Source organism: Flavobacterium sp. GW823-FHT04A11, assembly GCF_058796535.1.
The window spans coordinates 4,185,823-4,201,488 of sequence record NZ_CM179503.1; the positions used below are offsets into that span (position 1 = coordinate 4,185,823).

A 15,666-nucleotide genomic window follows, 5' to 3' on the forward strand; every position below is an offset into this window, starting at 1 on the left:
TCCCCTTAAAAATATTTCCAGAAAAAATGAAAAAAGGCTGTGTAATCGCACAGTCTTTTTTTCCTCCACAACCAAAAAATACCACAACCATGAAACTCACTTCAAAAATACTGGCACTTCTTTTAATCATTTCGCTTCCTCTATTCGCTCAGGGCAAAAAAGCGACTCTTATTGTTCATCATGCTCTTATTCATACTTTGGATGATAAAAACACCATTGTAGAAGCTATGGCTGTAGCTGATGGAAAAATCCTGAAAACAGGTAAAAACAGTGATATTTTAAAACTAAAAAACAAAAATACAACGGTAATCGATGCCAAAGGAAAAGTAATTATTCCCGGAATATTCGATTCTCACATGCACATTATCAGAGGCGGAAGATTCTTTAATACCGAATTGCGCTGGGATGGTGTTCGATCTTTAAAAAGAGCTTTGGCAATGCTGAAGGAACAGGCACAAAGAACACCAAAAGGACAATGGGTTCGCGTTGTTGGTGGCTGGAATGCCTATCAGTTTGAAGAAAAAAGATTACCAACTCTTGAAGAAATAAACGAAGCGACGGGCGATGTTCCCACTTTTATTTTACATTTATATGGTCATGCCTATTTAAATAAAGCCGGAATTGCAGCCTTAAAAATTGATGCTAATACGCCAAACCCAAATGGCGGACTTGTGGAAAAAGATGCCAACGGAAACCCAACCGGATTATTAGTTGCAGAGCCAAATGCTTTTATCTTATACTCTACCCTTTCTAAACTTCCTGAATTATCTCCTGAAGAAAAAATAAACTCAACAAAACAATTCATGACCGAAATGAATCGTCTTGGCGTAACGGCAATAATCGATGCCGGCGGCGGATTTCAAAATTTTCCTGACGATTATGGCGTAACAAATGGTTTATGCAAAGACAGCGGATTAACGATAAGAATGCCTTATTATTTGTTTGCCCAGAAAGCAGGAAACGAACTCAACGATTACTCAAAATGGGTAAGCACCGTAGAAATTGGCGAAGGCTGTGACGATCACGATACAGATAAGGTTGAATATCACGCGCAGGGAGCCGGAGAAAATCTGGTGATGAGCGCCGGGGATTTTGAAAACTTTGACGAACCAAGACCGGAATTAAGCCCGGCAATGGAAGCGCAATTAAAATCTGTATTATCGCTTTTGGTAAAAAACAAATGGCCTTTTAGAATTCATGCTACTTATAATGAAAGCATTACACGTTTCTTAAACGTAATTGAAGATGTGAATAAAGAAACTCCATTAAACGGACTTTTATGGTTTTTTGATCACGGAGAAACCGTTTCTGTAGAAAATCTAAAACGTATTAAGGCTTTAAACGGAGGTTTAGCAATTCAGCACAGAATGGCATATCAGGGAGAAAGTTTTATAAAAAGATATGGGAAAACGGCTGCCGCAAACACGGTTCCGCTTAAAAAGATACTCGAAATGGGAATCAAAGTCGGAATGGGGACCGATGGAACTCGTGTTGCCAGCTATAATCCGTGGGTTGGTTTGTACTGGTTAACCACCGGAAAAACCTTAGGCGGTTTAAAATATATGGCCGACGAAAATATTCAGAACAGAACAGCCGCTTTAAAATTATTTACTTACGGAAGCGCACAATTGATTAATTTAGAGAAAGATCGCGGCATGCTAAAAGAAAACAATCTGGCAGATTTTGCTATTCTTTCTGATGACTATTTCAATACTGCCGAAGAAAAAATATTAAACATTGAATCTAAACTTACTGTCGTAAACGGAAAAGTAGTTTATGCCGATAATGACTTTAGAACCTTTGCACAGCCAACACCAAAAGCAATTCCGGATTGGAGTCCGGTGAATTATTTTGGAGGATATCAAAAAAACTAATTTGTTATGAAAACAGTATTCCGATTATTGTTGCTTTTGGGGATTATTTTTTCTGCAAATGCACAGCAAGGACCAGTTTTTCAAAAGCTGCGATATGACGATGATTTAACCTATTTGAAAGATTCTACGAGAAATTGGTATGAAAAAATAAAGTATATTCCGTTAGGAAAAAACGACAACTATTACGCCACCATTGGAGGTGAGGCAAGATTACAATATACCTACACCGTAAATGATAAATGGGGCGATGATTCTGATGAAGGCGATGGTTACCTGCTTTCCCGTTATCTGCTTCATGCCGATGTTCATCTGGGAATTTTCAGGACTTTCGTAGAATTGCAGAGTAGTCTTGCCAACAGTAAAATTGATCCAAGTCCGGTTGATGAAAATCAACTGGATTTTCATCAGGCTTTTTTGGATATTGATTTTATTAAAAATGCTGACGAACGTTTCACACTACGTTCAGGAAGACAGGAAATGTCGTATGGCTCGCAGCGTTTAATAGCGGTTCGTGAAGGTCCAAACAGCAGACTTGCTTTTGATGCCGTTAAATTATTTTATAAGAAAAACAACTGGCAGACAGATGCTTTTTATACCCACCCGATTGCGAATAAACAAGGAACTTTTAATGATGATTTTAACGAAAATGCCCAGTTCTGGGGAAGTTATACCGTTATGCATAAAGTGCCTTTTATTCAGAATATCGATTTGTATTATTTAGGGTTATGGAAAAAAAGAGCCGTTTTTGATAATGCCACTGGCGAAGAAAACAGACAATCGATTGGCACAAGAATCTGGAAAAACAAAGGAAACTGGAAATATGATTTTGAAGGATTATACCAATTCGGAACCATAAATGAACAGACAATTTCAGCCTGGACAATTTCCTCATTTGCGTGTTATACTTTCGAAAATATAAAATTCAGCCCTGAAATCGGACTTAAAACAGAAATTATTTCGGGTGATAAACATTCAGACGATGATCATTTACAAACCTTTAATCCTTTATATCCAAGAGGTGCTTATTTTGGTTTAGTTGCCCTTATTGGCCCATCTAATTTAATTGATATTCATCCTTCGGTTAATTTTACACTGACCGAAAAATTAGGTCTTGGATTTGATTATGATGTTTTTTGGAGGCAAACCATAAGTGATGGATTATATGCTCCGAATATGCAATTATTGTATTCAGGAAAAGACACTACAGAACGCTTTATCGGTTCTCAATTAATTTCGAATTTAGATTATACGGCCAATGATTTTCTTTCTTTTACATTAGAAACCGGCTGGTTTGATGCAGGTTCATTTTTAAAAGAAGTTGGAACCGGAAAAGATTATTTTTATGCGGCCTTGACGGCTCAATTTAAATTCTGATTTTAAAGAATCCCAGATTCGAATTATATTGCAGGGACGGATTTTAATCCGTCCACACGCAAAGATTATTTTAATTGATGATGAAAATTCGGTTTAAATTTTAAATTTGTGTAAATCAAAAATACACAAATGGAGAAAAAGTATTCGGTTGCCATTTATCCTTCTCAGGATGTAATTGATTCGGTCAAAACCATGAAAGATTATTTGAAAAGTAAAATCGATTGGTATAACAGTTGTAATTCTACTGCTCATATTACAATTTGTGAGTTTACTATTGATGAATCAGAAATAGAAAAATACAAACAAAAGCTTTTCAAAGTTTGCGATACTTTCACTCCTTTCCCGGTAAATTTAAATCACTTTGGATCTTATGATAACGCAGGTGCATTTTACATTGCTCCAAACGAAGATTCAACTACTAATTTAAAGGTGATCCTCAAAAAAACTCAGGAAACTTTAAAACCTTTAAAACTCAAAAAAAGCGATGATCCCCATATGTCAATTGGCCGGAAATTAATTCCTGAAAACCTTAAAATAGCATCACAGCTTTTTACCACAATTGATATTGATTTTTTGTGCTGCGAAATTGTTTTACGGGAATTAGATCCGGTCAAAAAACAGTTTTTCGTTATTGAGACATACCCATTTGGCAGTAATCCACAACCAGAATTAATTCAGGGAAGTTTGTTTTGATATTAGCCTTAAATACAAACCTTGCGAACATTGCTAAAAACCTTTGCGCTCCTTGCGATTAAACCACCACGAAGAAAAACAAACCTGAAACAAAAAAACTGAAACCTGAAACTAAATAAGATTTCGTATATTTGAATTTTACAATTCACACTTATGAAATCACTAGATTCATTTTATCAGGATATCACCGAAGGTTCATCTGTAGAACCAAGTTCATTGTTGCCAAACGACATTAAAAAGGAAATAGGACATTTTAATGTTTTTGACATCAAGGAACTTTACGAAAGACTAAAAGAAAAACCCGGAATGCCCTATGACCGAAGGGCTTATTACAAAATCAGTTTGATAAGAGGCAAGAATAAAGCCGAATATGCCGATAAAATAATTGAAATCGACAAACAGGGACTTTTGTTTGCCACACCCAAAATTCCATACAATTATCTTCCGCAGGATACCAATCAATCCGGGCAGTTTTGTGTTTTTACAAGTGAATTTCTATCCAAAAACAAAAGCGGAATTGATCTGGACGAACTTCCAATTTTCGCTTCAGACGGATATCCTATTTTTCAGCTTACAGATCAGGAAGTTTCAGAAGTTGAATTGATTTTCAATAAAATACAAAAAGAAATCAATTCTGATTACGTCTATAAATATGATCTGATCAGAAATTATGTGGCCGAATTAATTCATTTCGGGCAAAAACTGCAACCTATAACAGCGTTATATTCCAAGCATAATTCTGCCGCAAGAGTTTCTTCTTTGTTTGCTGAACTACTTGAGAGACAATTTCCTATCGAATCTCCGCATCAGCGATTAGAACTTAGAACTGCCAAAGATTTTGCGGAAAGATTATCCGTTCACGTAAACCATTTAAATAAAGTTCTAAAAGAAAATACCGGAAAAACCACAACCGAATTAATCAGCAGCCGACTAACCAATGAAGCCAAAATCCTTTTAAAACAAACGGATTGGAACATTTCGGAAATTGCTTATTCCTTGGGTTTTGAAGAGCTGGCGCATTTTTCTAACTTCTTTAAAAAACAAACTACTATTACGCCTTTGGCATTTAGATCTTAGATTGCAGAGTTTAGATTATAGAGTTTAGATTACAATAAAATTAGCCTAAATCATTGCGTTCCTTACCGTTAAATAAAAAATCCGCGGTAAATCAGCGTTTTCGCTTGCGAATCCGTGTCATCAGCGTTCAAAATTAAGATTGTATATTCAGCAGTGAGATTGCTTCGTTCCTCGCAATGACTTTTGCATTCTTCTGATTTGAATTTTGCAAACATCGATTTGATATTTACAATTCCCCAAACCTACTTCGCTCCTACCTTTGTCATATCAATTTAAAAAATGAAAAAGATGGAATTATCAAACAACAAAATCCTGATTACAGGTGGTGCAACCGGAATCGGACTTGGGCTTACACAACGATTTATCGAAGAAAATAATACAGTGATTATTTGCGGGCGCCGCGAATCTGTTTTAAATGAAGTTAAAGCAAAATTTCCAACCGTAATTACAAAAGTCTGCGATTTATCTTTAGAAGCAGAAAGAGTCGAACTTTACAACTGGATTTCTGAAAATCATCCTGATTTAAATATCCTGATCAATAACGCCGGAATCCAAAAATGGGTTTCTGTGGATGATGCTGATTTTTATCAAAGTATGAAAGCTGAAATTTCTACCAATATTGAAGCTCCGTTGCATTTGACTTCTTTATTTATCAATTTAAAATCGTTAAAAACGGTAATGAACGTAACTTCTGGATTGGCATTTTCACCTTTCGCAAAAGTTCCGGTTTATTCGGCTACAAAAGCATTTTTCCGTTCGTTTACCATATCGCTTCGTCACTTATTAAAAGCAAAAAACATTGAAGTAATCGAAATTATTCCACCTGCCTTAAACACAGATCTTGGCGGTATTGGTTTGCATGACGCGCATCCAAGTGTGAGTGATTTCATTGTTTCTATTTTCGAACAATTAAAACAAGGTAAAAAAGAACTTACTTTCGGTACCAGCGAAACCAGACTAAACGCAAGTGTTCCGGAATTAAAGGCATCTTTTGAAGCATTACATTCTAACTAATTTTTTTAACACATAGAAACATAGATAATGTAAACGCTAATAAGCCTATGTTTCTGTGTGTTTAATTTTTTTCACGCAGATTTTTAATTTTTAATTCTCAATTTTTAATTTAATCATAAAGCAAATATAAAATGGCAGTAAATACAAAAATAGCTCTGGTTACAGGTGGTAGCAGAGGTTTAGGAAAAAATATGGCAATTGCAATTGCTAACAAAGGAATTGACGTAATCATTACATACAACAGCAAAAAAGAAGAAGCTGATGCCGTTGTAAAAGAAATCGAAAGTTTAGGACAAAAAGCAGCTTCACTTCAATTGAATGTTGCTGAATCAGGGACTTTTGATTCTTTCTTTACAAATGTTTCTGAAGTTCTGAAAAATACTTTCAAAACAGATAAATTTGACTTTTTGGTAAACAACGCCGGGATCGGAATCCACAATTCTTTTGTTGGAACAACCGAAGCTGAATTTGATCAATTGACAAATATTCAGTTTAAAGGACCTTTTTTCTTAACTCAAAAAGGATTGAATATCATGAATGACGGTGGCGGAATCGTAAATATCTCAACAGGTTTGGCGCGATTTTCTTTCCCTGGATATGCCGCTTATGCTTCTATGAAAGGCGCAATGGAAACGTTGACAAAATACCAGGCTAAAGAATTAGGCGCCAGAAAAATAAGAGTAAATATTGTAGCTCCCGGAGCTATTGAAACAGATTTCGGTGGCGGAGTTGTTCGTGATAACGAGCAGATGAATCAGCAAATTGCTTCTGTAACAGCTTTGGGAAGAGTTGGTTTACCGGATGATATTGGAGGCGTTGTTGCTTTTTTATGTTCTGAAGAAGCACGCTGGGTAAATGCACAAAGAATTGAAGTTTCAGGCGGAATGATGCTGTAATAATTAATTGTTAGTGGTTGATTGCTAATGGTAAATTTTTAATTTTTAATTATACCCATTTATAAAACAAAACCCGATAAGTTTTTAAAGCTTATCGGGTTTGTCCTTTTAAAATATAATTGAATTAGTAAGTTCCCATTTATTAGTCTTTTTGGACTATGACATCAAAACCTCCGTTTTTATCAAATACAACATCATAAAATTTTGAATCTTTTTCAACTCCAACCTCATACGTTGTTTTGTTTTTATAATCGACTACAACTGCAATTTCGCGAATAGCTTTAGCCGGATAATTTTTCTTTAGATACGCTTGTGCTTTCTGAGGAAGCTGGCTGTATGGAATCTGTAATTCATACGCTTTTAATACTCCCAGGTTATCGTAAACTGCTAATGCTTCCGCATTTGTATCTGTCTTGAATTTGGCTTCGTATCGAATTTCGTCATTGTCATCTCCAACATATTCTATAGACCAATTTGGCTTTTTATTTGGATATTCTTTTTCAAAAGTAAATCTCACTTTCTCGGGCGGCGAGATTTCTCCTGTCGGCATAATTCCGTTTTGTGCTATTAAAAAACTAGTACAAAAAAAAGCAAAGGCTAAAAATATATCTTTCATGATTCCAAATATTAAATTAATAGACTTTTAATAAAGTAATAAAACTACTACTTTTAAATGAAATACAAAAATTTATATTTTTTTTATTGCGGGTTTTTTAGTCTTCAGTCTCAGTCGCGGTTTTCAGTCTCAGTCTCAGTTGCAAAACTCATAACTCATAACTCATAACTCCTAATTCATAATTAACAATTAAAAACTACTTCTTAAGTCGCTCAAAAAGTTCTCTTTTATAAGTAATTCCAATTGGGAGTTTTTCTTTTCTGATAATGACAAAATCCTTTTCGGTTTCATCGATTTTATCCAGAGCCACGATATAGGATTTATGAATGCGCAGAAAGTTTTTTTCCGGAAGGCATTTTTCAAATTCACTGGTTGTAATTGATGCTAAGTACGTTCGCTTTGTGGTGTGTAATTTCACATAATTTCCAAAACTGTGTGCAAACAAAAGCTGATCCAGTTCTATATCAACAAAATAACCGTCGACTTTTACGCGAACCGAATTCACAATTACTTCTTCTTCCTTTGTTTTTAGATTTTCAGTGCTGAAAAAACGGTCAACCGCTTTTAAAAATCTAGGGAAATAAATCGGTTTCAAAAGATAATCGATAACGCCGTAATCATAACTTTCCAGGGCAAATTCAGAATAAGCCGTAGTTAAAATCGTTTTTGGATGTGTTGGAATAATCTTCAACAATTCCATTCCTGAAATTTCCGGCATGTTGATGTCCAGAAACATCAGATCGACTTTGTTTTCACGAAGATAATCCATTGCTTCAATGCCGTTATAGCCTTGAAAAACCAACTCTAATTGCGGATTCTGCTTGATATAATTCGCCAGCACGTAATGCGCTGCCGGCTCATCATCTACAATTATACATTTTTTTGGTTCTTTCATTCTACAAACTTTTTCAGTTGCAATTTCAAATCTACGATATAAGTGTTTTTATCTTCCTGAATATTCAATTTATAGTCTTTTCCATAAATTAAATTCAAACGTTCAATCGTGTTTTTGAGTCCAATTTTGGTCGAAACAACATCCGTTTTTTTAGTGGGAATTGAATTGACAACATGCAGATGCAGTAAACCGTTTTCAACCGTAACAATAATTCGGACAAAACATTTTTCAATCGCGCAGGTGCCGTGTTTAAAGGCATTTTCGATAAAGGCAATCAATAACATTGGTGACACTTTATAGGCGTTTTCGTTATCGATTTTACAATCGTATGTAATCTCGCAGCGATACCCTACTCTTTCTTTTTCCAGCTGAACATAACTGTTTATAAATTCCAGTTCGTCTTCCAGAGATACACATTTTTTACTGTTGCTTTCCAGTTGATAACGCATTAACTGCGAAACTTTCATGATCAAATCAGGCGTTCTTTCCGGGAATTCTAAACTAATTCCGTAAAGTGTATTGAAAGTATTGAATAAAAAATGCGGATTCAATTGTCCTTTCAAAGAATTCAGTTGCATTTCATTAAACAACAAAGCTTCATCGGTTTGTTTTCTGTGAATTCTGTAGAATTTAAAAACGATAATCGGGCTTAAAATACAAACCAAAGTTCCCAGTACACTGGCCAATTGGTATACATAACTTCTTTGATGCGAGTTTTGATATAATCGGCAATTGCTGAACATATCCAGCATCATGATTTCATACAAAATGATTGAAAAAACAAAAGCGCCAAATAGCGTTAATAGTATATAAGTTACCGGACGACGGGTTTTGAATAATATTGGTAAAAGGAAAAATCGGTTAAACTGGGCGTGCATGTAAAGGATGAAGTAGAAAAAAATCCCCATTAAAATGGAAGTAAAAGAACTAAATAACATCCAGTCATTTTTTAACGTATAAATTGTAAAGGAGAAGGCAACAACGGCAATTTCCTGCCACCACTTGTTGTCCAATATGTTATCAAATTTTTTATTCATTTTTAAAACTTAAATAGTTCACAAAGTACGGACAAATATTTAATTTCCTTTTCCAAAAAATGACAAATTCAATTCGTCATTTTTTAAGTGCAGTACATCATTTAAGATGACCTTTATCAGTTAAAGACAAATAATTTTGTTGCATAATTTGATACCACGAACTTTTATGTATTTCAAAAAAATTACTTTATTATTTTTCTTGATTTTTGCATCAATCGGTTACTCACAAAACTTGTCTTTAAAAGACGCCATCAAAACGGGTCTTGAAAACTACGGTTCGATAAAAGCAAAAACCAACTACACAAACGCTTCGCGAGAAACGCTCAAACAATCTCGCCGCGATTATTTACCTAATTTAAATTTGTCTGCCCAACAGGATTATGGAACTATCAATGGACAAAACGGAGCTTTATACGGATTTAACGGTTTAGGAACGGCTTCTTCGGGACCGGCTTTACCGGACCAAAACTGGAATTCTGCTTTTGGTGCCTTGTATTTAGTGAACATGAACTGGGATTTTTTCACTTTCGGAAAAGCAAAAGAAAGAATCAATCTGGCGAAAGTGGATCTTAAGGCCAAAGAAAACGACCTGAAACAGGAAATGTTCCAACAGGAAATTAAAATTTCTGCCGCTTACCTTAATTTGCTGGCAAGCCAAAGATTACTGATTTCGCAGCAAAAGAATTTAAGCCGCGCCGAAGTTTTTAAAAGAACAGCCGTTGTCCGCGTTAAGAACGGATTATTGGCCGGGGTGGATTCTACTTTGGCTACAGCCGAAGTTTCAAAAGCTAAAATTGCTTTGAATCTGGCGAAAAACTTCGTAAAAGAACAAAACAACAAACTGGTTGATTTAATGGGCGTTGCGCCTCAGGATTTTATCGCCGATACTTTGTTTGTGGGCAATATTCCAAAAGCACTTTTACTGGCAGAAAAAACAACTGATAGCCTTCATCCGTTATTGCAATTATACAAAACCAGAATTGATTACAGCAATCAGCAGGTTAAATTATACAAACGTTTTTATTACCCAACCATGACCGCTTTTGGTGTTTTGCAAACCAGGGCTTCAGGATTTGAATCGGGTTATGCAACGGATCAGACTGCATTTTCAAGAAATTACTGGGATGGCGTAAATCCGGATCGCTCTAACTATCTGGTTGGAGTTGGAATTAGCTGGAACCTGACTACGCCTTTCAGAATGAGCAAACAAGTAAGCGCTCAGAAGTTTGTTTCGCAGGGTTTACAGGAAGAATACAATCAGGCTGACAGGGAATTAAAATCGCAATTGAATTTTGCCGATGATAAAATAAAAATTACGCTGGAGAATTATGCCGAAGCGCCAATTCAGGTCAATGCAGCCCAAAAAGCCTACTTGCAAAAATCGACTTTATACAAAAATGGTTTAACAGACCTGACCGATTTAACACAAATTATGTACACTTTGAACCGTGCCGAGATTGATCGCGATATCGTCAACAATAATGTATGGCAGTCGTATTTGCTAAAAGTAGCCGCTACGGGCAATTTTGACTTATTTATAAATGAATTTTAATTATAGAGCCTAATGAATTTAATACGTTTTGCACTCCGCAAACCCATCTCCATATTAGTATTGGTTGCGGGTCTATTTTTCTTCGGAATTGGTGCCATACAGGACATTAAGGTAGATATCCTGCCAAAAATGAACTTGCCGGTTATCTACATCGCGCATCCGTTTGGAGGTTATACGCCAGACCAGATGGAAGCTTATTTTGCTAAAACTTACGTCAACATTTTACCATTTGCCAATGGTGTAAAATCGGTTGAAACCAAAAATATACAAGGGTTAATGATCATGAAATTAACCTATTATGAAAACACAAACATGGCGCAGGCTGCAGCCGAATTAAGTTCACTCTCGAACAGGATTCAGGCGGCGTTTCCTCCGGGAACCCAGCCTCCGTTTATCATTCGTTTTGATGCTTCTTCTTTGCCAATTGGACAATTGGTTTTGAGCAGTAAAATCAGATCGAATAATGAATTGCAGGATTTGGCCAACGTTTATGTTCGTGCTTCGTTTACTTCGATTCCGGGATTACTGTCTCCGGCACCTTTCGGCGGAAGCCCAAGAACCATTGAGGTTAACGTAGATCCTGATTTGTTACGTTCGCATAATATGACACCGGATCAAATCGTGGAAGCGATTCGTATCAACAACCAGACGGCTCCTTCTGGAAATGTCAGAATGGGCGATATCAACTACATTACGCCAACCAATAACACGATTAAAGAAGTTAAGGATTTTGAAAATATTCCGTTGTTTAAAGGAAGCGTTCAAAACCTGAAATTAGGCGATGTTGCGACTGTAAAAGACGGTGCGGATATTACCGCTGGTTATGCTTTGGTAAACGGAAAACGTTCGGTTTACATCAGTATTGCAAAGGCCGGAGATGCTTCGACCTGGGATGTGGTTCAGAAATTAAAAGCAGAATTGCCTAAAATTCAAAGTACACTTCCCGAAGATGTAAAATTATCTTATGAATTTGACCAGTCGGTTTATGTAATTAATTCTGTGAAAAGTTTGATTACAGAGGGAATTATCGGTGCGGTTTTAACCGGACTTATGGTTTTATTATTCCTTGGTGACAGACGTGCGGCTTTGATTGTAATTCTAACAATTCCGATTTCGATTATCTCGGGAGTTTTATTCCTGAAATTATTCGGACAAACCATCAACTTAATGTCTTTAAGCGGATTGGCACTGGCGATTGGAATTTTGGTGGATGAAAGTACCGTAACGATCGAAAATATTCACCAGCATCTCGATATGGGTAAACCAAAAGCGCTCGCGATCTGGGATGCCTGTCAGGAAATTGCCTTGCCAAAATTATTGATCCTTCTTTGTATTCTGGCGGTATTTGCACCGGCTTTTACCATGGTTGGTATTCCCGGAGCGTTGTTCTTGCCTTTGGCTTTAGCAATTGGATTCTCAATGGTAATTTCGTTTTTACTTTCCCAGACTTTTGTGCCTGTTATGGCCAACTGGCTGATGAAAGGACATGAAAAACACGAACATGCGCCTGGAATTACAGATGACGAAGCAGAATTTAACGATTGCGGTTTAACTCCTGAATCTGAAAAAGAACTGATCACGCAGAAAAAAGCTTACGTTGAGAAAAGCGATACGGACGGAAACGGAAAAATTGGCGCTTTTGAGAAATTCAGAATCCGATTTATGCGAACGCTGGATCGATTATTTCCTTATAAAAAAGCAGCTGCCCTAATTTATCTGATTGCTGCTATTGCCCTTGCGGTTACTTTTATCACTTTTATCGGAAAAGATGTTTTCCCAAAAGTAAACTCAAGTCAGTTTCAATTGAGAATGCGCGCTCCTGACGGAACCCGTCTGGAACGCACCGAAGAAAAAGCGATCATTGTTCTGAAAGAATTACAAAAAATGGTTGGCAAAGAACATATCGGAATTTCATCTGTTTATGTGGGACAACATCCTTCATTATTCTCGATTAACCCGATTTATTTGTTCATGGCAGGTTCGCATGAAGCGGTATTTCAGGTGAGTTTAAAAGAATATCACACCGATATGGACGACTTTAAAGATGACTTTAGAGCGAGAATCAAAAAAGTGCTTCCGGATGTGAAACTTTCTTTTGAGCCAATCGAATTGACGGATAAAGTTTTGAGCCAGGGATCTCCTACTCCAATTGAAGTTCGAATTGCCGGAAAAGACAAAAAGAGAAATGAATTATACGCCAATCAAATTGTAGAGAAACTGAAAAAAATCTCGTATTTCAGAGACGTGCAAATTGGTCAGCCTATTCATTATCCGGCTATGAATATTGATATCGACAGAACCCGCGCAGCCGAGTTGGGCGTTGACATGAACGACATATCACGATCACTGGTAGCGTCAACCTCATCGTCAAGATATACTGAGAAAAATACCTGGGTCGATGAAAGAGCCGGATTATCATACAACGTTCAGGTGCAAGTGCCTTTGAACAAAATGAAAAGCAAAACAGATATTGGAGAAATTCCGGTATTAAAAAATTCGCTTCGTCCTGTTTTAAGTGACGTGGCCAAAATCACACCGGCTTATGTAAGCGGTGAGAATGACAATTTAGGGGCTATGCCATACATTACCGTTACAGCCAACATTAGTCAGACCGATTTAGGGACGGCCACAAAAGATGTGGATGCAACAATTAGTTCATTAGGAGAATTGCCGCGTGGTTTGTTCATAACTCCGATTGGATTAAGTAAAGTATTGAGCGAAACATTAAGTAGTTTACAAGTCGGATTATTGGTTGCCATTTTTGTAATCTTCTTAATGTTAGCCGCTAATTTTCAATCGTTCAAGGTTTCGCTGGTAATTTTAACCACGGTTCCGGCGGTAGTTTTAGGCGCTTTATTAATGCTGACTATCACAGGTTCAACGCTAAACTTACAGTCGTATATGGGAATCATCATGTCGGTTGGGGTTTCGATTGCCAATGCCGTTTTACTGGTCACAAATGCCGAACAATTGCGAAAAATAAATGGAAATGCCTTAGAATCTGCGCGTGAAGCTGCGGCGCTTCGTCTTCGTCCGATTATCATGACTTCTGTTGCGATGATTGCGGGAATGCTGCCAATGGCAATTGGTCATGGCGAAGGTGGCGATCAGGTTTCTCCGTTGGGTAGAGCCGTGATTGGCGGGTTATTATTCTCGACTTTTGCCGTATTATTGATCCTGCCGCTTATCTTTGCGTGGGCTCAGGAACATACCACAACACAATCTGTTTCTTTAGATCCTGAAGACGAAGAAAGCATCCATTATATCTCATCATTAAAACCTAAAAATGAAAAATAAAATTATACAATCGACCGCATTATTTTTTGTAGCGGTACTTTTTCTAACTAGTTGTAATTCTAAAAAAGAAGAAACATTTACGGCAGAAATAGAACCTAAAACAGAAACCTTTCTTTTAGACAAAGAAAAACTAACAACAGAACTACGTTTACCGGCTGAATTAACCGGTTTTCAACAAGTAGATTTATATGCCAAAGTAAGCTCTTTTGTAAAATTACTAAAAGTAGATATTGGTACCAAAGTAAAAAAAGGACAGCTTTTGATCGTTCTTGAAGCACCGGAAATCAGCTCTCAACTGGCTGCAGCCGAATCAAGATTAAAATCGATGGAAGCCATTTATACCACAAGCAAAAGTACTTACAACCGTTTGTATGAAACCAGCAAAGTAGAAGGAACGATTTCTAAAAATGATCTGGAAATGGCAAGCGGAAAGAAAAATTCTGACTATGCACAATATCAGGCAGCAATTGCGGCGCATAAAGAAATTTCGATCATGAGAAGTTATCTTGAAATCCGCGCTCCTTTTGATGGCGTTGTAGCGGCAAGAAACGTCAATTTAGGAACGTTTGTTGGTCCTGCAGGAAAAGGTTCTGATTTACCTTTATTGACGATTCAGCAACAAGACAAATTGCGTTTGGCAGTTTCTGTTCCGGAGCTTTACACCGGATATTTACATGAGGGCGACGAAATGAATTTTAACGTAAAATCATTGCCTGAGAATTTTAAAGCTAAAATCACCAGAATGTCCGGAGCTTTAGATTTAAAACTGCGTTCTGAACGTGTTGAAATGGACGTTATTAATACTAAAAAAGATCTTTTACCTGGAATGGTGGCCGAAGTTTTATTACCGCTTAACGCGAAAGACAGCACGTTTGTAATTCCAAAATCAGCTTTGGTGAGTTCTGCCGAAGGTTTGTATGTAATCAAAGTATTAAACCGCAAAGCAACAAGAGTTGAAGTAAAAAAAGGAAGAGAAATCGACGATAAAATTGAAATATTCGGTGATTTAAACCCGAAAGATAAACTGGTAAAAATTGCCAGCGAAGAAACTAAAGAAGGCGATATCATAAACGAATAACCTGCGTTTAGCTTTCGATAGTAGTTTACCAAAAACTGTACGCAATTATTAAATGCGGCATTTTAAATCCGCAATGGTTTAAATGCAAATCAATTTGCCTTGAGGGCAGCACTCTGATAAAAGTGCTGCCCTTTTTTTTGTTTTATGGTTTTGGGGTTTTATGTTTTCGCGGAGATTCACAAAGGTAGCGCGGAGATTCGCTGAGTTTTTTGTTTCGAATGCTGACGTTATTTGTGCGCAAATGTAGAGGCACAAAGTTTTAT

12 protein-coding genes are annotated in these 15,666 nt (G+C 36.8%); 9 read left to right on the forward strand and 3 right to left on the reverse strand.

Features of this window, described 5'->3' with window-relative positions:
* Window positions 1-26 precede the first annotated feature (26 nt).
* From AC3QL1_RS18020 to AC3QL1_RS18045, 6 genes are all read left to right on the forward strand, one after another.
* Window positions 27-1,874: an amidohydrolase gene (locus AC3QL1_RS18020; RefSeq protein ID WP_492493522.1), complete on the forward strand. Its 1,848-nt coding sequence runs from the start codon at window positions 27-29 to the stop codon at window positions 1,872-1,874.
* 6 nt (window positions 1,875-1,880) lie between these two features.
* Window positions 1,881-3,248 carry an alginate export family protein gene (locus AC3QL1_RS18025; RefSeq protein WP_492493523.1) on the forward strand — a complete coding sequence of 456 codons (1,368 nt, stop codon included), beginning with the start codon at window positions 1,881-1,883 and terminating at the stop codon, window positions 3,246-3,248.
* Between the two features lie 129 nt (window positions 3,249-3,377).
* A complete protein-coding gene (locus AC3QL1_RS18030; protein ID WP_492493524.1) occupies window positions 3,378-3,941 on the forward strand; it encodes a 2'-5' RNA ligase family protein in 564 nt (187 codons plus the stop codon).
* Window positions 3,942-4,094: 153 nt separating this feature from the next.
* Window positions 4,095-5,018, forward strand: coding sequence for a helix-turn-helix domain-containing protein (locus AC3QL1_RS18035; protein ID WP_492493525.1), 924 nt, complete (start codon window positions 4,095-4,097; stop codon window positions 5,016-5,018).
* Window positions 5,019-5,306: 288 nt separating this feature from the next.
* On the forward strand, window positions 5,307-6,032 hold the full coding sequence (locus AC3QL1_RS18040; RefSeq protein WP_492493526.1) for an SDR family oxidoreductase: 726 nt from the start codon (window positions 5,307-5,309) through the stop codon (window positions 6,030-6,032).
* Window positions 6,033-6,163: 131 nt separating this feature from the next.
* A complete protein-coding gene (locus tag AC3QL1_RS18045; RefSeq protein ID WP_492493527.1) occupies window positions 6,164-6,928 on the forward strand; it encodes an SDR family NAD(P)-dependent oxidoreductase in 765 nt (254 codons plus the stop codon).
* 142 nt (window positions 6,929-7,070) lie between these two features.
* On the opposite strand, the gene AC3QL1_RS18050 is transcribed toward AC3QL1_RS18045, so the two are convergent.
* The 3 genes from AC3QL1_RS18050 to AC3QL1_RS18060 form a co-directional block, all read right to left on the reverse strand.
* Window positions 7,071-7,544, reverse strand: coding sequence for a PepSY-like domain-containing protein (locus AC3QL1_RS18050; protein WP_492493528.1), 474 nt, complete (start codon window positions 7,542-7,544; stop codon window positions 7,071-7,073).
* Window positions 7,545-7,740: 196 nt separating this feature from the next.
* Complete coding sequence (locus tag AC3QL1_RS18055; RefSeq protein ID WP_492493529.1) at window positions 7,741-8,439, reverse strand: LytR/AlgR family response regulator transcription factor; 699 nt, start codon at window positions 8,437-8,439, stop codon at window positions 7,741-7,743.
* Window positions 8,436-9,476 carry a sensor histidine kinase gene (locus AC3QL1_RS18060; RefSeq protein ID WP_492493530.1) on the reverse strand — a complete coding sequence of 347 codons (1,041 nt, stop codon included), beginning with the start codon at window positions 9,474-9,476 and terminating at the stop codon, window positions 8,436-8,438. The genes AC3QL1_RS18055 and AC3QL1_RS18060 overlap by 4 nt, the downstream gene beginning before the upstream one ends.
* Before the next feature lie 232 nt (window positions 9,477-9,708).
* Here AC3QL1_RS18060 and AC3QL1_RS18065 point away from each other — a divergent pair, with 232 nt between their 5' ends.
* Genes AC3QL1_RS18065 through AC3QL1_RS18075 form a run of 3 tightly spaced genes read left to right on the forward strand, consistent with a single transcriptional unit; the run spans window position 9,709 to window position 15,403 of the window.
* Window positions 9,709-11,028 carry a TolC family protein gene (locus tag AC3QL1_RS18065; RefSeq protein ID WP_492493531.1) on the forward strand — a complete coding sequence of 440 codons (1,320 nt, stop codon included), beginning with the start codon at window positions 9,709-9,711 and terminating at the stop codon, window positions 11,026-11,028.
* Window positions 11,029-11,040: 12 nt separating this feature from the next.
* Window positions 11,041-14,325, forward strand: coding sequence for an efflux RND transporter permease subunit (locus AC3QL1_RS18070; protein WP_492493532.1), 3,285 nt, complete (start codon window positions 11,041-11,043; stop codon window positions 14,323-14,325).
* Entirely contained in the window at window positions 14,315-15,403 is a 1,089-nt protein-coding gene (locus AC3QL1_RS18075; protein WP_492493533.1) for an efflux RND transporter periplasmic adaptor subunit, read from the forward strand. The genes AC3QL1_RS18070 and AC3QL1_RS18075 overlap by 11 nt, the downstream gene beginning before the upstream one ends.
* The last annotated feature ends 263 nt before the right edge of the window (window positions 15,404-15,666 follow it).